Consider the following 21,373-nt stretch of genomic DNA (forward strand, 5'->3'; position numbering starts at 1 on the left):
CAAAAAGTTGTTTCCAACTTTTCCAACAAGCCGCTGGAACGGAATTCGTAATCGAAAAACACCCTACATATAACCATCTTAAAAGTTGTTAATAACTTAATGATGCTTTACATAGGAACAGCTGTTACCTGTTGCCCTTTTTTATCACTTAATTTTTTATTTACTAATTATTATGTCTGTTAAGTTTAAAGCAATTTGACCATCACCTTCTTTTAGGACATCATAATATTCTTCTTCCTCTCTTGGATCATAGTCGTCCGCTGGGTCATAATAATTGTAACTAGGATTATAAACGCGTTCATATTTGTCTTTAAAGTCAGTTGTCAAAGTATTGACTTTTTCGTCTTTGAATAAAACTTTAGCGAATATTTCATATTCTATCGATTTATTAAGAGTGATAAATTTCTTGAATTGTTCAAATTCTATGAAAATGTGTCGAAAATTTTTAAACTTAAGTTCTGGATGAACTACTTCTATTTGACTTACAATGGTTTTTCCAAATTCAAAATTGAAGTTTTTGCAAATTGCTTTTGAAACAGGAAGTGGTTGTCTTTTAAACTTTATTTTTAATTTTATTTCTCGTCCTGAATATGCAGCTGGCACGAGAAAAAACAAATTAAGGATTTTATTCGTGTTTTCGTATTCATCTTCAATAACTGCTGTAGCCTTGGGGGTTAATAATTCCTTAAATTTTCTTTGAAGTTTTGTAACTAAATCTTGCGAATTAGAAAATGTGTCAATCGTATGTTTATCTTTAAGAATAGCTTTGAAGTTATTTAGCTTCTGAATTTTATCAAACTGAATTAAGTTTGGAATTACAGGAGAACTTTCTTCGTCAATAAGGTAGATTAGGATTTCTTTATTTTGCTTAACAGCCTTTTCGTATTCTAATTGTGAATAGGATTTTCCACTATTTGGCTCTTCGCTACCATATCTCATTCCTATTATGCCAACATATATGTCAGATTGCTCAACTTCAGAGATGCAAGTCGTTAAAGGATTAGATGTTCTTGCACCGAATTGTTCCATTCCTTTGACTGTTACGTCAAATTTCTCAAGAGTATCCCAAACCTTTTTTCTTTCCTCTTTTAGGTCTACAAAAGTTGAGGATATAAAAACAGTTTTTCTTGTTATGTTTTTTTTAGCAGTCATTTTATTTTGTTATTTGTTTTTTGTAGTGTCGACACAAGGTTGCAGGTAATGTCTTGGTACTAAAGCGGGTTTGGGACTAAATTAAGCACATTATTCGAATTTGCCACCCGAGCGATAGCGAACAGGCGAAGCAAATCAAAGTATGGTTTTTTCATAAAAAGTAACTTCATGTCACTTTTGTTTAGGTTTACGATATCTTATTGATACAGATATTCCAAAAGTAAATTCAGAAGTTTATAGAGTGCGATTCCTGTAGCTACTCCAATTAGCATCCAAAAAAATCTTTGCGATTTGTCTACTTTTACCAGTAACTCTTGTACCAATTCACCATTTTCTTTCAATTCAAGTTTGATTTCTTTTTTGTCGAATTGTTTGTATTTGGATTCCAATATTAAATCTCTGGCGTGTAGTTTTATTTCATGCTTAATTCCATTAAAAGAAAACTTTTTAGAAATTCTTTTCCCATTCAATAAAACGCTTTCTATTCCAAAAATAGAGTTCCAGAATTCTATTTTGTTCGATTCAATATTAAATTCAGCGTATTTCATTTTTAATTTGAGTTTTTTTTTAACGTTTCGCGTCTTTGCGAGGTTGTGAACTTCGTAACCGAGATCTTTCGACTAAGATAAAATTTCTTGCGAAACGGAAACGTGAATTAACCACAAAATTCGCACTCTCGCAATTAGGCGTAGTTTATATTATTAACTTCATGCTCAAATGAATTATAGTTTAGGCTTGTATCGTTTTTAATTTCATCGTAAACATTAATATTCCCATTTTCATCTATGACTTCTATAATTATAGCATAGTCTTGCTTGAAATTTACATCATTTATACTCCTAGTATATAACCTTAAAGCAACTTCCCATTCCCCAGCATCAAAATTTCTAGTAAAAGACTTTTCAAATTGTAAAATTGGACTCCATTGTTTAGTATAAATATTTGAATTTGAAAGACTAATTTCTTTTAACCCAATTTCAGTATTTTTAACCAATTTTACCGAAAGTCTCGTTTTTGAGTATTCACAATCATTATTTAAATTAACCTCTGGATTATATACAATTGTGATTTTTAATTTAAGCTTGCCTTCTGAGTTTCCATCAGAAAAAATATTTGGAATGTTAAATTTTACATTATCGTAATTGTCCATATCTAACTCTCCTTGATATAGGTATGTTGCTGTATTATTTGCATATAAAGCATTTTGTATCAAAGGTTCACCGAATCCTGTAAATTTAAAATCGAAATCAAAATTTTCAAAAATTTCTCTTTTTTCTGCAAAATGAATAAGCAAAGCTTTAATTATATTTGTTTTTGCGAACGGATAGTAGTCGAAAAGCATTTGAGCATATCTTGAGATAATGGGGGAAGAAAAGCTAGTTCCATTATCATAAGACAAGCTTAAACCATCTTCAAACAATCCACAAGTTGAAATTCTAGGGAATGAAGTATAAGGAGACATAAGATTTCCACCATGAGAAACTAACTCAGGTTTCAAACCGCCATCTGTGCCAGGACCAATTTTTGAAAAAGGAGAAATTAAGTCCCTTTTTGTTAGTGAACCGTGATCGTCATATTTAGCGATGGATCCAACCGTTAATCCTAATAATGATTCTGCTGGTGAGCCAATTCTAGCATTTACATTAGAAAAATGATTTTCGGGGTAAGTTCCAAGACTAAAATCTATATTCCCTGACGAAATAACAAATAACACATCAAATTCTTTAGATAAAAAATCAAGTGTTTTCCCTAAATGGGATCGCTCATTATCTCTTAATGAATTTGGATTCCCTAAAGATAAGTTATAGACTTTAACTTCTAAATATAGAGATTCAACAACTTCTGTAATAGCAATTGCTAAATCAAAATCATTTAATCCAAGTATATTATTAAGACTATCAATCCCGAAAACTGGAACATCAATAACATAACAATATGGTTTTAAATTTTTAGTAGTAATTTGAAACTCTATGTTATCACCGAAAACACAACGACTTGCAACAAATGTTCCGTGAGAATATTGTGGTGAAACAGAACCCGTTGGTAAATAGGAGTTAATTCTAGCTCGAACATAATTTGGAATTATTTGACCATTAGTTGTAATTCCAGAATCAAATATACAAATTGCCGAACTTGAAGAAACATCTTCGAATTTTATATCATCTGCAATTGTTTCTCCTTTTACAGAATTTGTAATGAAGTAATTTTGATTTAAAGTAATTTCTTTAATTGAGTTAAATTCATTGAGAATGGAATTAATTTCCGAACCATTTAATCTTGTTTTTACAGTTACTATCCGATTTGAAATATTTGAAAAATTATATTCGAAATCATTCTGAAGAAACTCTGTTCTTATTAATTTTTCTAAAGGTTTAATTTCGTCTTTTTTTATTCCATCGAAGAATTGTATAAGCAAATCATATCTTGCCTCTGAATTGATATCAATATCGTGTGATACTTTAGTTTCAATAGGTATTGCTTTTATATTTTCAATGGCGGAAAAGTAAGTTTTATATTTGTTTTCTGGAGTACTAATATACTCTTCTAATTTTACTTCAAATTCTTCAAATTTATCATCATCAATTTTAAAATTCGCAATAGATTTATTTTCGTGATTTAAGGAAACTAGTTCAAATCCTAAATTCTCTATTTTGAGAATATGCGATTTAATTTTTATGTTATCGAGTGTTGAAAGTTGTAAAAATATATTACTTATAACCTTCAAATCCTTTTTTGCAGACTCAATTTCCTTAAATTTATTTGTATTATTTCTTAAAGAAATCCCATGTTCAGAGTAACTAAATCTTGGAACAGATTCACCAAATCCGGTTTTATTTATTTCCGTTTTTTTAATATTCTCTTTAGGAATTTCCAAATGGTATTTTTTTTTCATGTGCAGTTTTTAAATTACGCCTAATTAATATATCGACGAAACAAACCTTCGTACATGCACCCAAATATGGGTAGGTTGGCGAAGATTTGTTTTATTCTATATTTCTCAAATATATTAAAATTTTCTTACAATTTTTCTTGAAAAGAATAAACGTTATAATTGTTGCGGTTTGCGTGAGGGAGGGAAGCGGCATCCTTTATTTTCTTTCTTTAAGAAAATAAAGATACAGCGTACCGCCCGACCCAAAGTTGCGAGGAGGAACGACAAAGCTACTGCAGGGGCACGCCCAAAGGAACAATCTCACTTCGCTTTTACCACTCACCATTCACTTTTCACGATTGACTTTGCTGTCACTTTCCACTTCCATTTTATGAAATTTCCAAAAAAAGTATATCTTTAGCCAACTAAAAACCCAAAACCCAATACCAAAAAAAAATATGGAAGACCAAAAACCAGACGATTTTAAAAGAGAATTAGGATTACTCGACGGAACCATGCTTGTGGTGGGTTCTATGATAGGTTCCGGGATATTTATTGTAAGCTCTGATATGGTTCGCCAGTTGGGTTCCGCTGGTTGGTTGATTGCTATGTGGGTGCTTACGGGTGCCATTACGGTGATTGCTGCCGTGAGTTATGGCGAGTTGAGCGCGATGTTTCCTAAAGCGGGTGGTCAATATGTGTACATTAAGGAAGCCTACGGCAAATTGGTGGGTTTTTTATACGGTTGGAGTTTCTTTGCCGTGATACAAACCGGTACGATTGCTGCGGTGGGTGTGGCTTTTGCTAAATTTGCCGCCTATCTGTACGCACCTTTAAGTGATAAGAATATTTTATATGAAATAGGGGATTTCAAACTCAATGCGGCTCAGATTGTTTCTATTTTCACCATTATTTTGCTGAGTTACATTAACAGCCGTGGGGTGAAAAACTCAAAGATTTTACAAACGGTTTTGACAGTTATAAAAATTCTGTCGTTAGCAGGTTTGATTATTTTTGGCTTTATGGCTGCCAAAGCCGAGGTTTGGGACGCAAACTGGACGAATGCCTGGACGTCACAAGCATTGAATGTGAAAACTGGTGCGTGGTTGCCCATCAGCGGAACGGCTTTAATATCGGGGATTTCGGCTGCCTTGGTAGGTTCGATGTTCTCCAGTGTGGCTTGGGAAGGAGTAACTTTTATCGCCGGTGAAATAAAAAATCCAAAACGCAATGTGGGATTGAGTTTATTCTTAGGAACCTTAATTGTGAGTGTGATTTATGTTTTGGCGAATATCATGTACTTGGCAGTGGTGCCTTTGTACGAAATAGCAACGGCTGAATCTGATCGGGTGGCTGTTGTGGCTTCGCAGAGTATTTTTGGAGCTGTTGGAACATTAATTATTGCTGTGATGATTATGATTTCGACTTTTGCCTGCAATAACGGACTGATTATGGCGGGTGCCAGAGTGTATTATACGATGGCGCAAGACGGTGTTTTCTTCAAGAAAGCAGCTGAACTGAACAAAGCCAGTGTTCCGGCTTGGTCTATCTGGGCGCAATGTATTTGGGCGTCGGCGTTGTGTCTTACAGGGAAATATGGAGATTTATTGGATTTTGTGGTCATCATCGTTTTGATATTTTATATTCTGACTATTTTAGGAATATTTATTCTGCGCAAGAAAATGCCAAATGCTGAAAGACCGTATAAAGCGTTTGGATATCCATTTTTACCGGGATTGTATATTGTTATCGCAACAGCTATTTGTATCGCTTTATTGTATACTAAAACCAGTACCAGTGGTTGGGGGGTGGTGATTATGCTAATTGGTATTCCGGTGTATTATTTGACCAAAGCTAAGGAGTAGTTTATTTTAATTATGAATTATGAATTTGTGGCTGTATTACACTATTTATGAATTCAAATTAGTCCAACTTATATTTCTTATATGTTTAAAAAACAATCATAATTAATTTTAGTAGTTTTTAAAAAATCCGCGTCATCTGCGTTCCAATTCGGTACAATAAAGACATTAACACTTAAATAAAAAAATCCGTCTCGTTTTGATAACGCGACGGATTTTCTGTTAAATTCAGGTTGGGTTGCTGCTTTTTTCAATTTAAATCTAAAAACTAAAAAACTAAAAATTACAACCTGCAATCCACAACCTGTAATCTATAGGCTAGTAATACGTGAAGCGTCTTACTTTGGCAATGTATTTTGCTAATCGGATTACTTGATGACTGTATCCGTATTCGTTATCGTACCAAATGTATAACACGATATTTTTTCCATCGGCAGAAACGATTGTGGCGTTACTGTCATATATTGCAGGTGCTGATGTCCCCACGATATCTGAAGAAACCAATTCGTTATTCAAAGAATATTTTATTTGCTCTACTAATTCGCCTTCCAGTGCGTATTTTTTTATAATGGCATTGATTTCTAACAGCGATGTTTCTCTGGATACTTCAAGATTCAAGACAACCAATGAACCGTTAGGAACTGGCACCCGAATCGCATTTGAGGTTAATTTTCCGGCAAGGCTTGGCAATGCTTTTGCAACAGCATTTCCTGCACCTGTTTCAGTAATTACCATATTCAGGGCTGCTGCTCGACCGCGACGGTATTTTTTGTGCATATTATCAACAAGATTCTGGTCGTTTGTATAGGCATGAATAGTTTCTAAATGGCCTTTGACAACTCCTAAAGTGTCTTCAACAGCTTTCAAAATTGGCGTGATGGCATTCGTAGTGCAGGAGGCTGCCGAGAAAATATTGATCTCGTCAGGATTGTATTCGTTATGGTTTACGCCATGAACAATATTAGGAACTCCTTTTCCGGGAGCGGTAAGCAACACTTTGTCCACACCTTTCGAAACCAAATGTCGGCTTAACGCTTCATGTGAAGTGAAAGCACCTGTGTTGTCAATTACTAACGCATTGGTAATTCCATAAAGCGTATAATCAATTTCTTCCGGTCCGTTAGCAGTAATGACATGTACGGTAGTTCCGTTAATAATTAAAGCATTATTTTCAGGATCAGCAGTTACTGAGCCTTGAAAATTACCGTGAATAGAATCGTATCGCAGCAAGGAGGCTCTTTTTTCAAGAGAAATGGCGTCATTTTTATCGCGAGTTACGATAGCTCGCAGTCGCAATTGACTTCCTTTTCCGGTCTTAGACATTAATTCTCGGGCTAATAAGCGTCCAATACGACCAAAACCATACAACACAACATCTTTCGGCTGAATGTCCTCAGAGTTTTTGGCTTTCTTTAATTTGTCAATGACAAAATACTTGGCATCCGGATATTTGTCTTCTTCTAAACCATATTCGTACGTCAGTTTACCAATGTCCAATTTTGCCGGTGGTAAATTCATTTCTAAAATGGCTTTTGCAATTTTAACAGAATCAAATACGGAGATTGGCTTGCCTACAAATTCGGCAGCATATTCATGCAGGTTTATAATATCACTGACATTGCGATCAATTAATTGATTTCGGAAGAAGACCATTTCTATGGATTTATCATACCATAAATCGCTGATGATTTTAATGAGTTTTACTCCTGCACGTCGCCTGTCGGCTTGAAAAGAAACTTCTTTTTCGTATAATGTTGTAATTGCCATGTTGAAAATTTAATGAAAATAAGGAATTGTATTTTTTAAAATTTGCGCAAAAATACCCATTTCAATCGATTTCGTAACGCATTTTTAAGATTATTTACAAAATAAAAAAGCCACCTTGTTTTGTCAAGATGGCTTTGGTTTTTTAAAAAATAGGATGCGTTAAAGAATCACGCGCAGTACTTCTCCATTTTTATTAATCATTTCGATACGTACAGTTTGATTTTCCTCTTTTTGACTTAAAAGTTTAGAAACCGTTTCCACGTCTGTAGCTTTGATATTGTCAATGCTCAAGATAATATTTCCTATTAATTCGTCTTCATACTGTTTTAAACTTTGACTGCTGATTGATTTAATTCGTACACCGTATTCAATTTTAAACTTTTTTTTGTCAGCGGCCTCAATATTCTCTAATTCGATTCCTTTAAATTCGGCGTTGAAAAATTCATTTTTACTCAAAATCACAGGCACTATTCTGGTTTTTCCCGCTCTGATATACGTGACCTGTATTTTATCATTCGGTCTTTTTGTATTGATGTACCCAGAAAGATCCGCAAAAGTTGCCACATTTAGTTCGTCTAATTTAACGATGACATCTCCTTTTTCCAGACCTGATTTCTCGGCACCGGAATTTTTGGTCACTTTATTAATGTAAAAACCTTGCGTTTGTGTTATTCCTAATTCTTTAGAACTAATACTGTTCAATTCTCCTCCTTCAACGCCAAGAATTCCGCGTTGTACATTTCCAAATTCCATAAGATCCTCAATAATTTTTCGGGCAATATTTGAAGGAACGGCAAAGGAATAGCCTACGTATGAACCGGTCATGGACGAAATCATCGTGTTGATTCCTATCAGTTCACCACGCGTATTAACTAAGGCACCACCACTATTTCCGGGATTCACAGCAGCATCTGTTTGTATAAAAGACTGGATTCCGCTGGTGTCTAAATCTCGGGCTTTCGCCGAAACAATTCCTGCAGTTACTGTAGAAGTTAAATTGTACGGATTTCCAACTGCCAGAACCCATTCTCCCACTTTAACCGAATCAGAATTGGCAAAAACAGTATATGGTAATTTCTCTTCCACATCAATTTTCAATAAGGCAATATCCATTTTAGAATCGGTTCCAATGAGTGTTGCTACATATGATTTTTTGTTGTTCAAGGTAATTGCAATTTCTGATGCATCTTTAATTACGTGATTATTCGTCACAATGTAACCGTCCTCAGAAATGATCACTCCGGAACCTGTTCCTACTTGCTCCTGGGATTGTCCCCCTTTGTACCCGTAAAAATATTCTAATATCGGATTGGTAACAGTTCTGCGGGACACGTTTTTCACGTGTACCACGGTATGGATGGTTTTTTCGGCAGCCTCAGTAAAATCAAGCACATCGGATGATAATCCTACTTTCTTTCCGTAAGAATCGGATGCTCTCGTTATTCCTAAATTTCTATCATTAGAAAAATATCCATTAGTGTCAAATAATAATTTGTAGGCACCTAGTGTTACTACTCCGCTCAACAGGGAAACCAAAAATAGTGTTGAAAATTTTTTCATAATTAAATTCGTTTATTACGATTTTTATTCGTAAAAATAAAACTAAATTAGCTAGGTAAAATACAGTTTAACGCTCTTTAACAATGATTAACATTTCATTAATAATTCGTAATTTTGTACAACTCAATTCAAATTAAATGCAACTAGAATTTTATAAATACCAAGGGACAGGAAATGATTTTGTAATGGTTGATAGTCGTTCCAATTGTTTTCCATTAGAGAATACACAACTCATCGCGCACTTATGTGACAGACGTTTTGGAATAGGCGGCGATGGTCTTATTTTATTGGAAAATGACGCTGAAACTGATTTCAAAATGATCTATTACAACTCGGATGGAAACCAAAGTTCGATGTGTGGCAACGGCGGAAGATGTTTAGTGGCTTTCGCCAAAAAGCTAAACGTAATCCAAAACAGCGCTACTTTTATTGCGACAGATGGTTTGCATCACGCAACAATTGCGGATGACGGATTGGTTTCACTTCAAATGATAGACATTGACGAGGTAAAAGTGAGTTCAGATCATGTTTTTCTAAATACGGGTTCGCCACACCATGTGCAACTGGTAGATGATTTAGAAAATTATAATATAAAGGAAAAGGGAGCAGCCATTCGATATGGAGATTTGTACGGGAACGCAGGAAGCAACATCAATTTTGTAAAACAAATTGACGAATCGACTTTTGCGTTAAGAACCTATGAAAGAGGTGTTGAGGATGAAACGCTTTCTTGTGGAACCGGCGCTACCGCAGTTGCAATTGCAATGAATGTATTAGGAAAAACGAATGCTTCTTCTATTGATTTGAATGTAGAAGGCGGAAAATTAGTCGTTTCTTTTGATAAAAAAGAAGGACAGTTTACTAATGTCTTCTTGAAAGGACCAGCGGAATTTGTATTTAAAGGAACAATTCAGATTTAACTAAAACCCAAAACCTAAAACCCAATACCAAGAACCTAATACCTAAATGAAAACATTAAAAGGCGAGAACATCTATATTCGTGCATTAGAACCCAATGATTTGGAGTTTGTATATGGTTTAGAAAACGACCAAAGCATTTGGGAAGTCAGTAATACACATACTCCTTATAGCCGGTTTTTAGTGAAACAATATTTAGAAAATGCCCATCAGGATATTTATGAAGCCAAGCAGTTGCGATTGGCTATTTGTCAGGATCAGGATTTTCCCGCTTTGGGTTTAATCGATTTATTTGATTTTGATCCAAAGAATAATAGGGCTGGAGTAGGTATTGTTATCCAAGACAATGAAAATAGAAAGCAGAATATTGGTTCAGAAGCTTTGGGGCTATTAATCGAATATGCTTTTTATAATCTTAATTTACACCAATTATATGCAAATATTGGTACCGAAAATGAAGCTAGTAAAGCACTTTTTGCTAAATTTGGATTCGAAATGATAGGTGTCAAAAAAGATTGGACCTTTGTGAACGGGACTTATAAAGACGAAGCTGTTTTTCAATTAATCAATACTAAATTTTAAATTTTTTAGTTTTGAATCATTACCATTTTAATATCAAATAAAATAGGAAGAATGACACGATTGTCATGCCATAAAAAATAACACCACCTATGAATCTCAAGAAAATTATCACCATCGCTTCAATTATTTTAATATCAATATTAATGATTTACGGATTAATATTATTAAGACAGATTTTTTCGGCCAATACAAAATTTACAGATAATGAAATGTATGTGTACATTCCAACGGACTCTAAATACGAAGATGTCAAGAAGATAATTGCGCCATATGTCGAGAATATGGATCGTTTTGAAATGGTAGCCAATAAAAGAGGCTATACTGATAATGTGATTCCGGGTCGTTTTTTATTCACAAAAGGAATGAATAGTTATGAAATGGTAAAAACTTTAAGACTTAATTCGGCTGTAAAACTGGCATTTAATAATCAGGAACGAGTAGAGAATTTAGCGGGGCGAATTGGTTCTCAAATAGAAGCCGACAGCGTATCATTACTGACGTCGTTTAAAGATTCTATTTTTTTAAAAGAAAACGGGTTCAATGAAGAGAACGTTTTGGTAATGTTTATTCCTAATACGTATGAGATTTATTGGAACACTACGGCTGAAAAGTTCCGTGATAAAATGATTAAGGAATACCGTAATTTTTGGAATAAGGAAAGAGTTGCCAAAGCGCAAAAGCAAGGATTAACACCTATTGAAGCGACTATTTTGGCTTCGATCGTTCACAAAGAATCTGTTAAAAAAGATGAACGACCTAGAATTGCAGGGGTGTATTTGAACCGATTGAGAGCGGGAATGCCATTGCAGGCTGATCCAACTGTTATTTTTGCGATAAAAAAGAAATCGAATGACTTCAATCAGGTCATCAAAAGGGTTTTTTACAATGATTTGACAAGGAGTCATCCCTACAATACATATATGAATATAGGACTTCCTCCTGGACCTATCGCTATGCCTGACATTACAGCATTAGAAGCGGTTTTAAATCCGGAAAAAAATAATTTTATTTATTTCTGTGCCAGTGTTGAGCGTTTTGGATACCACGAGTTTGCCGCGACCTTAGAGGAACACAACAAAAATGCCAAAAAATACTCGGATTGGATCAATAGCCAAGGCGTAAAAAGATAATTTTGGGATTAAAAAAATTACTGGTATTTTTATTTTATGTTGGAATTCAAATTGGATATTCACAAAATGAAGCGGATAGTTTCTTTCAGCCATCCGATTCGTTACAGATTAAAAGACAAAATACAGTTGTCATTTCCGAAGCAGTTTTGGCTACGGGAACTTTAATTGGTTTAAACCAAGTTTGGTATGCCGATTATCCTAAATCTCCGTTTCATTTTATAAATGACACTTCAGAGTGGCTCCAAATGGATAAAGCCGGTCATGTATTTTCGTCGTACCATCTAGGTCGATTTGGTGCCGAAATGCTACACTGGAGTGGGGCCAGTAAAAAAAATCAATTGTTGTACGGAGCGGGATTAGGATTTGCGTTTTTAACGGCAGTTGAAGTTCTAGATGGGTATTCCACTGAATGGGGCGCTTCAGTAGGGGATGTTGTTGCTAATGCATCTGGAACCGCTATATATGTTTCCCAAGAATTAATCTGGAAAGAACAGCGCATTGCACCTAAGTTTTCTTTCCATACTACAAAATATGCTAGTGACAGGCCAGAGGTTTTAGGAAGTTCCTTTACGGAGCAAATTCTAAAAGACTATAATGGACAAACCTATTGGCTTTCGGTGAATTTACATTCTTTTGCTAAAGGCTCAAAAATACCAAAATGGCTCAACTTGGCTTTGGGGTATGGAGCCGATGGTATGATCACCGGAAATAAAGAAGATACTTCGCCAGTTTTAACTTCGAATCCACAAAGATTGAGACAATTTTACCTGAGTTTGGATGTCGATTTGACAAAAATTAAGACAAAATCCCATTTTTTGAAGACCGTTTTCTCTGTTTTTAATACCGTTAAAATTCCTGCACCGACCATCGAATTTGTGCGTTTTAACGATATAAAATACCACTTCATCTATTTTTAGAAAAGTTTAACTACTTGATTATCAGTATAATTATTTTTGTTGTATCTTTGCACATAGAAATTTCTTAACGGGACAGCGTTTTGAAGAAAAATAATTTATGATAAAGAAGTGGTATTTTTACACTAGTCTGACTGTTATTACAGTTTTTTTAAGTTCAGGTTTTAAACCGTTTAAATTAGAAACCAGCCCTTGGTTTCTCATCAATGAAGAAGAAGGAACACACTACTTATTTCCTTCTGAAAAGCAAGAAGATTACATCAATTCGAACATCCCTTTTACTGGAAATTTTTTCATTGGTTTTAAAGAAGCGATCGGATATCGAGAATCTGAAAGTAAATATAAAAAAATCAACTCTTTAGGATATTTAGGTAAATACCAATTTGGTGTTGAGACTTTAAAATCAGTAGGAGTTCGCAATAGTATTACTTTTTTAAATAGCCCTGAATTACAAGAAAAAGCATTTATTGCACTGTTGGCTAAAAATAAATGGGAATTGAAAAAAGAAATTGAAAAATATGAAGGAACAATACTTAATGGCATACATGTTACTGAATCTGGAATTTTAGCTGCAGCTCATTTAGGCGGTGCCGGATCAGTAAAAAAATATTTTAAAAACAATGGAAAGCGTTATTTTAAAGATGCTTATGGAACTTCCATTCGAACATATATGAAGCTTTTCGGCGGGTATGATACCTCATTTATTGTTGCAGATATTAATGCAAGCGTAAAAAGCATATAAGCCAAAATCAAAAATAGTCAAATAAAAAAAGGCTGCCTACAAGTTAACTTGTAGACAGCCTTTTTTTTATTATAAAACTAAATTATCTAGATTTTAGAATTTCTCCATCAGGACGCACCACTAATTTTATTGTTTCTTTATCTTTTTTGATTTTAATATTATATTGTTTTTTCAGCACATCTCCATCTTCCTGTGAATAGAGAAAGCTGTCATTTACAATAGCCCAACCAGGATAGGTACGATAAATAGAATAAATAACTTCACCAGGCAGCTTTACATTTTTGAATTCTTCCACAACCCGTACTAATTTTCCATTTTCATTATAAGTTGCGGTCAAAGAACCATTTTTCATTTCCATTACTACAAGGTATTCTTCAAACCCTTCAGCATCCGTACCTAAATCATAGGCTATAAATTTTTCTTCAATAGTTTTCACTCTTTGGTCAGGATTATTATCAGGAATATAGACAGAAAAATCTGATCCAACCCTTTTAATAACGACACCAGGTAGTTCTTCGATTTTAATTTTACCTTTTGGAGTTTCTTGTGAATACGATGCTATAGTAACGCTTAAAAAAAGTAGAATAATAAGTGCTTTCATAATACTTAAGTTTTAAATTAATTAATGATTTTTATAATTGTAATAAACTAGTAGCTTGTAGTTTTGCCGTATTATTTTTAATTTATCAAAAAACATAAAAAACTGTATATCAGTAATATAAAGTTTAATTCTTCAGTAAAAAACATAAATATTAGTGTAAATTTAGCTTTTTAATTTAGCTATTTGCGTTAACACATACCATAAGTTATGTTAATAAAATAAGTCAAATAATCTCTTTTTTAATAAGAATAATATGTTTTTAATTTTTTGATTAAAACAAAAAAGCACTAATCTTTTGACTAGTGCTAAATAGAATTGACAAGTAGATTGTTGTTTTTAATCGAAACTATCCATTAAAATTTCTAATATTTTAATGGCAGCTTCGCTGATTTTTGTTCCAGGTCCAAATACGGCAACTGCACCGGCATCAAATAAAAACTGGTAATCTTGTGCCGGAATTACTCCACCAACCACCACCATAATGTCTTCGCGACCGTATTTTTTTAGTTCTTCGATTACTTGTGGCACCAGCGTTTTATGTCCTGCCGCAAGAGAGGAAACGCCCAAAATATGCACGTCGTTTTCTACCGCTTGTTTGGCCGCTTCGGCTGGTGTTTGAAAAAGTGGCCCAATGTCTACATCAAAACCAACATCAGCATAACCTGTAGCCACAACTTTTGCACCACGATCATGACCGTCTTGCCCCATTTTGGCAATCATAATTCGGGGCCTGCGTCCTTCTTGTTTTGCAAATTCGTCTGCTAATAGCTTTGCTTTTTCAAAACTTTTGTCGTCTTTTATTTCTTTACTATACACACCGCTAAAGGATTTAATTTGTGCTTTGTATCTTCCAAAAACCGTTTCCAGTGCATCACTAATTTCTCCTAATGTCGTTCGGTTTCTGGCAGCTTCAACGGCAATTTCAAGTAAATTACCTTTTCCTGTTTGTGCACAAAGGGTTAGTTTTTTTAGTGAATTTTGTACTTTTTCTGAATCTCGAGTTGCTTTAATTCGCTCTAATTGTTCCAATTGTTGTTTGCGAACCATTTGGTTATCGACATCCAAAATTTGTAACGGATCTTCTTTTTCTAATCGATATTGATTCACGCCCACAATAATATCTTGTCCGCTGTCTATTCGTGCTTGTTTTCTAGCGGCTGCTTCCTCGATTCTAAGTTTGGGTATTCCAGATTCAATGGCTTTAGTCATTCCGCCCAGTTCTTCCACTTCTTGAATCAGTTCCCATGCCTTTTCGGCAATCTCGTTCGTCAAACTTTCTACATAATAACTGCCTGCCCAAGGGTCAACGGTTTTAGTAATCTTAGTTTCTTCCTGTAAAAATATCTGCGTGTTTCTCGCAATTCTGGCAGAGAAATCGGTTGGTAAGGCAATAGCTTCATCTAAAGCATTCGTGTGTAAGGATTGTGTTCCTCCAAAAGCTGCAGCTGAGGCTTCAATGCATGTTCGAGCCACATTGTTAAAAGGATCCTGCTCTGTTAAACTCCAGCCCGAAGTTTGACAATGGGTTCGCAATGCCAATGATTTATCATCTTTTGGGTTGAATTGTTTCACCAGTTTTGCCCAGATCATTCTACCAGCACGCATTTTGGCAATTTCCATAAAATGGTTCATTCCAATGGCCCAAAAGAAAGAAAGGCGAGGAGCGAACTCATCAATTTTCATTCCTGTGGCAAGTCCGGTTCTAATGTATTCCAATCCATCGGCCAGGGTGTAAGCCAATTCAATATCTGCAGTGGCACCGGCTTCCTGCATGTGATATCCTGAAATTGAAATCGAGTTGAATTTCGGCATTTTTTTGCTGGTAAATTCAAAAATATCAGCAATGATTTTCATCGAAGGTGTTGGCGGATAAATATACGTATTACGCACCATGAACTCTTTTAAAATATCATTTTGTATTGTTCCCGAAAGTTTTTCCGGTTGTACGCCTTGTTCTTCGGCGGCGACAATATAGAAAGCCATAATGGGCAAAACAGCTCCATTCATCGTCATCGAAACGGACATTTCATCCAACGGAATTTGGTCAAATAATACTTTCATATCTTCCACGGAATCTATTGCAACTCCCGCTTTTCCTACATCACCTACAACGCGTTCATGATCAGAATCATAGCCTCGGTGTGTTGGTAAATCAAAAGCGATGGAAAGTCCTTTTTGACCTGCAGCCAGATTTCGTCTGTAAAAAGCATTGCTTTCTTCGGCAGTCGAAAATCCTGCATATTGACGCACAGTCCATGGTCGACGAACGTACATCGTAGCATAAGGACCACGTAAATTTGGTGCAAAACCAGCTCCAAAATCAAGATGAGTAAGATTCTCAATATCTTGTTCTGAATACGTTTGTTTTAGTTCGATTCCTTCGGCTGTTAAAAATGCATCATCCAAAGAATTTTCGTTCTCCACTTTCAAAGGCGTGCTTTCTAATTGTATATGTTGTAAATCTTTTCTTTTCATTTGTTTAGTACCAAATTACAGGAATGTTGATGATATTTAATTTTGATTAATCGAAATAGCGGACTGACTATTCAAGATTCAATCGCTCTTGTTCTATTTTTTCTGCCATACGTTTTTCGATTATAGGCGTGATTAAGGTTTTTCTAGGATTTTGTTTTACAAAAGGAAATAATTCTAAATCATGTTTCATTCTGTCATCCTTGTTGGGATATTTATTTGTTCCTAATAAAATTTCCTTTCCGGCATCAAATAATTCTTGTTCTTTGTCTGCACTTTCCTGAATTTTTCTTTTAATTATTCCATCGTTAAGTTGTTTCAAGAAACCGCCATTCACCTCTATATCTTTGAATAAAGCCAATGATTTTTCTGCTAATTGACTGGTAATATTTTCTATATAATAACTGCCGTCCGCGGTATTGTTGACTTTATCAAAATAACTTTCTTTTTTGAGAATCAACAATTGGTTTCGGGCGATTCGGTCACCAAATTCGTTGTCTTTGTGATATAATGCATCGTAAGGTAAGTTAGCAATTGCATCCGCTCCGCCAATAATCGCGCTCATACATTCAGTTGTAGTGCGCAACATGTTTACATTATAATCATATAAAGTTTTGTTTCGTTTTGTGGGCGAAACGATGATGTTGCAATCTAAGGTATGATTGTATTCTTTGGCAATCAAATTAAAAAGTAATCGCAAAGCACGCAGTTTTGCAATTTCAAAAAAGTAATTTGTCCCAACGGCAACTTCAAAAACAATGGGTTGATTTACGGCTTCGATTCTATTGAAATATTCATTGGCCTGTCCTAAACTATAAGCAATTTGCTGCACCATGTTGGCTCCAGCATTTTGATACAAAGAGGCATTGATACCTATTAGTGATACTGATGTAGTCGCCGAAGAAAGTAAATTTAGTGTTTCGAAATTACTTTTTTCGTTAGTTACAAACCAGTTTCCATCTTTGGCTAATTGCCCAATTGGATCCAGATTACAGAAAATGGCAGTGTGGCTTTTGTTTGCAAAAGCATCTATTTTTTTGACGAAATCGATTGAAATAAAGGAGAGATTAAAATAGACAGTAATGTTTTCTAAAGGTAATTTTTCCAATAGTTGTGTAATATCAATTGACTCATTTTCTATTGTAAAACGAATACTATCAGCACCACGTTTTAGCGAGTCAAGTGCTCTATCTATCGATTTTTCAACATCGTAAACAAATATGTTTTGGCAAATTTTGAAATTTGTCGCTTTTGTAGGTACTGAAAAAACCTTCGTGAATTCATCTTTGTGATAAAAAGGTTTCACTTGGATGTCTTCGGGAGAATTCCACACTAAGGTTTCATTATAATCAGCTCCATTGAGTTCAAATTGGATTTTTTGTTTCCATTGTTTTGACGAAATGGAAGTGAAATCATCGAAAAGATTTGTTGTCATTTTGTATATGGTTTTCCTAATCCCAGGTTCACCAAAGGAAAGTGAGCTGAAACTGAGTTGTTGTGTTTTCAATAATTACTATAAATTTCACACTCCCTTCCCTTTAAGAAGGGTTGGGGATGGGTTTTTATTTTTCAATAGTGTCGCCTTCGAATTCAATGATATAAATATCTTCACTATCTTTTTTCATATAGTATTTTTCGCGGGCGTATTTTTCTATCTGCTCTGAATTTTTTAATTGCTTGATGTTTTTCTGATCTTTTTTTATTTCTTCCTTATAATAATTTGCATTGTCTTCTAATTCGTTAATTTGTTTGTCTAAAACACGATGTCCGAAATAGGAATAGTTATCCAGAAAAATCATCCACGCAGCAAAAAATAATAAGACCCATACATATTTGTTACTTAAAAATTTAAACCAGGGTTTGTTTTTGTACGGATTTGTCATTTTTTATTTGTTTTAGCCCCGATTACAGTGAAAATCCTTTTAGTAGGTGATGATGACGAAAGGAAGATTCACCTACTAATAAGATTGCAACGGAAAGCGGGAAATAGCTCCTGATATTTAGTGCACTAAAAATACAATTAAATTATAGAATTTTTTGATTAATTACCGCACGAACCACGTCGATGGCTACGGTGTTGTATTTGTCGTTTGGTATAATAATGTCTGCAAATGCTTTGGTAGGTTCGATGAACTGTTCGTGCATGGGTTTCAATGTTGTTTGATATCTGTTGATTACTTCATGCATGTCTCGGCCGCGTTCCGTGATATCACGTTTCATACGGCGGATTAATCGCTCGTCAGAATCAGCATGAACGTATATTTTCACATCAAATAATTCTCTTAATTCTGGGTTTGCCAATATTAAAATTCCTTCCACAATCATCACTTTTCGGGGATGTGTGAAAACGGTATCGTCCGTTCTATTATGCGTTACGAATGAATAAACGGGTTGATGAATGTTGTTTCCTTCTTTTAATTCCTTAAGGTGCGCTACCAATAATTCGAAATCAATGGCACGCGGATGATCAAAATTAATTAATGCTCTTTCATCAAATGACAGTCCATGGTTTTCTTTGTAGTATGAGTCTTGCGAGATAATGCCCACCTCGGTTTGTGGTAATTCATTCATGATTTGATGTACAACGGTCGTTTTTCCGCTTCCTGTACCACCTGCAATTCCTATAATGAGCATAATTTATTTGTTATGTGTTTTATCCTGACAAAAATAGGAATTTAATTGGGAGTGGATTTTATTTTTTGCGGAAATCTTGCTAATTTAATATATTTAGGATGCGTTATTAATTGACATTTTTTCTATCTTTAGTATCTAAAAAACACTATTTTGTATTCACAAATCAATAAAAATATTAGCCGCTATGTCACTTTTGAACCTAAAGAAGTAGAAATTTTTAATTCTTTGTTGGTCTATAGAACGATTCCTAAGAAAACAATTTTACTGCAGGAAGGCGAGATGTGCAATTTTGAAGCTTTTGTCATCAAAGGTTGTGTCCGAAAATATTATATTGATGCCAATGGTTTTGAAGTCATTTTGCAATTTGCTGTCGAAAATGCTTGGGTGAGCGATATTTCTTTTAGTATTTACGAGAAAAAAACCAGTAGGGTATATATCGAAACATTGGAAGATTGTGAGTTTTTTATGTTTAGCCCTGACACTAAAGAAGATTTATTTATCAGAGCACCAAAATTTGAAAGAGCTTTCCGTATCCTGATGCAAAGGAGTCTTGCAGTGACTCAAGAACGCTTATTCAATACTATTTCTAAAACTGCTACTGAAAAATATTTAGAGTTTCTCGAACATTATCCCACACTTTCACAGCGAGTTGCCCAGCATTATATTGCTTCTTATTTAGGTATTTCTGCAGAGTTTCTCAGTAAGATAAGAACTAAAATTGCCAAAAATTAAAATCCTAGTACTTTTCATTTCTTGTCCTAGTTCAATGCAGGCGCTTTTTTTTTGCCGCAACTTTGCATCCTACTATTAAAGGATACAACGATGGAAAATACAGATAAAATAACAGACGGTGTAATTACGCATTCTGTTTTGCATAAAGCGAATACGCGCGGTCATGCTAATCACGGTTGGTTAGAATCGTACCACACTTTTAGTTTTGCAAATTACCACAATCCAGAACGTATGAATTTTGGTGTGCTTCGCGTTTTGAATGATGACAGAGTCAATCAGGGAATGGGTTTTGGAAAACATCCACATGACAATATGGAAATCATTTCGATTCCGCTCGAAGGGGATTTGGAGCATCAAGATAGTATGGGAAATACTACCGTAATTAAAGAAGGAGATATTCAGGCAATGAGTGCCGGCACCGGAATTTTTCATAGTGAGTACAATAAGAACAAAGACCAATCGGTTAAGTTTTTACAGATTTGGATTTATCCGAATCAGAAAAATGTAACGCCACGTTACGACCAAATCACTTTAGATTTAAACGATCGTCATAATAAATTACAGCAAATTTTGTCGCCAAATCCAGAAGATGAAGGGGTTTGGATTCATCAAGATGCTTGGTTTCATATCGGGAAATTCGACAAGGATTTTTCTATTTCGTATGAATTGAAAAAACCTGGAAATGGAATCTATGCTTTTGTTTTAAAAGGGGATTTCACCATAGGGAACATCGCTTTACAGGAACGTGACGGATTAGGAATTTGGGATACAAATAGTATTAAAATTACCGCTAATTCAGTTAATGCCGAAATCCTGGTGATGGAAGTGCCAATGAAATTGTAAATAATCTAAAGAAAACATAATTAAAATAAATAATAAATCACAATACTATGTCAACAACAAAATGGGTAATTGACCCGACACACTCAGAAATTGGTTTTAAAGTAAAACACATGATGTTCACTACTATTTCAGGTAAATTTTTAAAATTCGACGCAACGATTGAATCAGAAGACAATGATTTTGAAAATGCAAAAATTGAATTTACTGGAGCAATTGATTCCGTAACTACAGGAAATACAGATCGAGATACTCATTTATTGAGTCCCGATTTTTTTGATGCTGCACAATTTCCAGAAATTAAATTTAGCGCTTCTTCTTTTTCCAAAATTAATGAAGGTGAATATGAATTGGTTGGAGATTTAACCTTACATGGCGTTACAAAATCAGTAAAATTAGCTGCAGACTATGGAGGATTAATGAAAGATCCGTGGGGAAATACCAAAACGGCACTTTCATTAGAAGGTAAAATTAATAGAAAAGATTGGGGGTTAAATTGGAATTCGGCTCTTGAAACGGGTGGTGTTTTAGTAAGCGAAGAAGTTCGTTTGAATATTGAACTACAATTTTTGCAACAATAATTTTAAAGTAAATA

19 protein-coding genes are annotated in these 21,373 nt (G+C 34.6%); 9 read left to right on the plus strand and 10 right to left on the minus strand.

The genetic code is table 11. The annotated features are described in order from the left end of the window. Positions 1-156: 156 nt before the first annotated feature. From ACNQGJ_RS10965 to ACNQGJ_RS10975, 3 genes are all read right to left on the minus strand, one after another. Positions 157-1,152 carry a DUF4062 domain-containing protein gene (locus tag ACNQGJ_RS10965; RefSeq protein ID WP_417972766.1) on the minus strand — a complete coding sequence of 332 codons (996 nt, stop codon included), beginning with the start codon at positions 1,150-1,152 and terminating at the stop codon, positions 157-159. 197 nt (positions 1,153-1,349) lie between these two features. Then, positions 1,350-1,700 carry a hypothetical protein gene (locus ACNQGJ_RS10970; protein ID WP_417972767.1) on the minus strand — a complete coding sequence of 117 codons (351 nt, stop codon included), beginning with the start codon at positions 1,698-1,700 and terminating at the stop codon, positions 1,350-1,352. Positions 1,701-1,834: 134 nt separating this feature from the next. Further along, a complete protein-coding gene (locus ACNQGJ_RS10975; RefSeq protein WP_417972768.1) occupies positions 1,835-4,045 on the minus strand; it encodes a S8 family peptidase in 2,211 nt (736 codons plus the stop codon). A 437-nt stretch (positions 4,046-4,482) separates the two neighbouring features. Between ACNQGJ_RS10975 and ACNQGJ_RS10980 the strand changes: the two genes are divergently transcribed. Further along, positions 4,483-5,889, plus strand: a complete 1,407-nt coding sequence (locus ACNQGJ_RS10980) for an APC family permease (RefSeq protein ID WP_417972769.1) — start codon at positions 4,483-4,485, stop codon at positions 5,887-5,889. Positions 5,890-6,204: 315 nt separating this feature from the next. Here the strand turns inward: ACNQGJ_RS10980 and ACNQGJ_RS10985 are convergent, their stop codons facing one another. Beyond that, on the minus strand, positions 6,205-7,653 hold the full coding sequence (locus tag ACNQGJ_RS10985; RefSeq protein ID WP_417972770.1) for a glyceraldehyde-3-phosphate dehydrogenase: 1,449 nt from the start codon (positions 7,651-7,653) through the stop codon (positions 6,205-6,207). 159 nt (positions 7,654-7,812) lie between these two features. Continuing rightward, positions 7,813-9,213, minus strand: a complete 1,401-nt coding sequence (locus tag ACNQGJ_RS10990) for a trypsin-like peptidase domain-containing protein (RefSeq protein WP_417972771.1) — start codon at positions 9,211-9,213, stop codon at positions 7,813-7,815. A 137-nt stretch (positions 9,214-9,350) separates the two neighbouring features. On the opposite strand from ACNQGJ_RS10990, the gene dapF reads away from it, so the two are divergent. From dapF to ACNQGJ_RS11015, 5 genes are all read left to right on the plus strand, one after another. Next, on the plus strand, positions 9,351-10,133 hold the full coding sequence (gene dapF, locus ACNQGJ_RS10995) for a diaminopimelate epimerase (protein ID WP_417972772.1): 783 nt from the start codon (positions 9,351-9,353) through the stop codon (positions 10,131-10,133). Between the two features lie 46 nt (positions 10,134-10,179). Continuing rightward, positions 10,180-10,713, plus strand: a complete 534-nt coding sequence (locus ACNQGJ_RS11000) for a GNAT family N-acetyltransferase (RefSeq protein ID WP_417972773.1) — start codon at positions 10,180-10,182, stop codon at positions 10,711-10,713. Between the two features lie 89 nt (positions 10,714-10,802). Next, on the plus strand, positions 10,803-11,843 hold the full coding sequence (gene mltG, locus ACNQGJ_RS11005; RefSeq protein ID WP_417972774.1) for an endolytic transglycosylase MltG: 1,041 nt from the start codon (positions 10,803-10,805) through the stop codon (positions 11,841-11,843). 2 nt (positions 11,844-11,845) lie between these two features. Continuing rightward, positions 11,846-12,760 (plus strand): DUF2279 domain-containing protein, encoded by a 915-nt coding sequence (locus ACNQGJ_RS11010; RefSeq protein ID WP_417972775.1) that lies wholly within the window; start codon positions 11,846-11,848, stop codon positions 12,758-12,760. Between the two features lie 97 nt (positions 12,761-12,857). Then, on the plus strand, positions 12,858-13,499 hold the full coding sequence (locus tag ACNQGJ_RS11015) for a peptidoglycan-binding protein LysM (protein ID WP_417972776.1): 642 nt from the start codon (positions 12,858-12,860) through the stop codon (positions 13,497-13,499). An 82-nt stretch (positions 13,500-13,581) separates the two neighbouring features. Here ACNQGJ_RS11015 and ACNQGJ_RS11020 read toward each other — a convergent pair whose 3' ends face one another. The 5 genes from ACNQGJ_RS11020 to udk all read right to left on the minus strand — a co-directional run bounded on the left by ACNQGJ_RS11020 (position 13,582) and on the right by udk (position 19,206). Next, complete coding sequence (locus ACNQGJ_RS11020; protein ID WP_417972777.1) at positions 13,582-14,100, minus strand: hypothetical protein; 519 nt, start codon at positions 14,098-14,100, stop codon at positions 13,582-13,584. A 336-nt stretch (positions 14,101-14,436) separates the two neighbouring features. Then, the gene (scpA, locus tag ACNQGJ_RS11025; RefSeq protein WP_417972778.1) at positions 14,437-16,575 is read right to left on the minus strand and encodes a methylmalonyl-CoA mutase; all 2,139 of its coding nucleotides are present in this window, start codon (positions 16,573-16,575) and stop codon (positions 14,437-14,439) included. A 67-nt stretch (positions 16,576-16,642) separates the two neighbouring features. Next, entirely contained in the window at positions 16,643-18,007 is a 1,365-nt protein-coding gene (locus ACNQGJ_RS11030; RefSeq protein ID WP_417972779.1) for a methylmalonyl-CoA mutase subunit beta, read from the minus strand. A gap of 127 nt (positions 18,008-18,134) precedes the next feature. Further along, positions 18,135-18,455 (minus strand): FtsB family cell division protein, encoded by a 321-nt coding sequence (locus ACNQGJ_RS11035; protein ID WP_417972780.1) that lies wholly within the window; start codon positions 18,453-18,455, stop codon positions 18,135-18,137. Positions 18,456-18,597: 142 nt separating this feature from the next. Then, entirely contained in the window at positions 18,598-19,206 is a 609-nt protein-coding gene (gene udk / locus ACNQGJ_RS11040; RefSeq protein WP_417972781.1) for a uridine kinase, read from the minus strand. 150 nt (positions 19,207-19,356) lie between these two features. Between udk and ACNQGJ_RS11045 the strand changes: the two genes are divergently transcribed. From ACNQGJ_RS11045 to ACNQGJ_RS11055, 3 genes are all read left to right on the plus strand, one after another. Further along, positions 19,357-19,938 (plus strand): Crp/Fnr family transcriptional regulator, encoded by a 582-nt coding sequence (locus ACNQGJ_RS11045; RefSeq protein ID WP_417972782.1) that lies wholly within the window; start codon positions 19,357-19,359, stop codon positions 19,936-19,938. A 90-nt stretch (positions 19,939-20,028) separates the two neighbouring features. Then, on the plus strand, positions 20,029-20,781 hold the full coding sequence (locus ACNQGJ_RS11050) for a pirin family protein (RefSeq protein ID WP_417972783.1): 753 nt from the start codon (positions 20,029-20,031) through the stop codon (positions 20,779-20,781). A gap of 47 nt (positions 20,782-20,828) precedes the next feature. Next, complete coding sequence (locus ACNQGJ_RS11055) at positions 20,829-21,359, plus strand: YceI family protein (protein WP_417972784.1); 531 nt, start codon at positions 20,829-20,831, stop codon at positions 21,357-21,359. The last annotated feature ends 14 nt before the right edge of the window (positions 21,360-21,373 follow it).

The sequence above is a fragment of the Flavobacterium cryophilum genome (assembly GCF_048286555.1).
In the GTDB taxonomy this organism is placed as follows: Bacteria; Bacteroidota; Bacteroidia; order Flavobacteriales; family Flavobacteriaceae; genus Flavobacterium.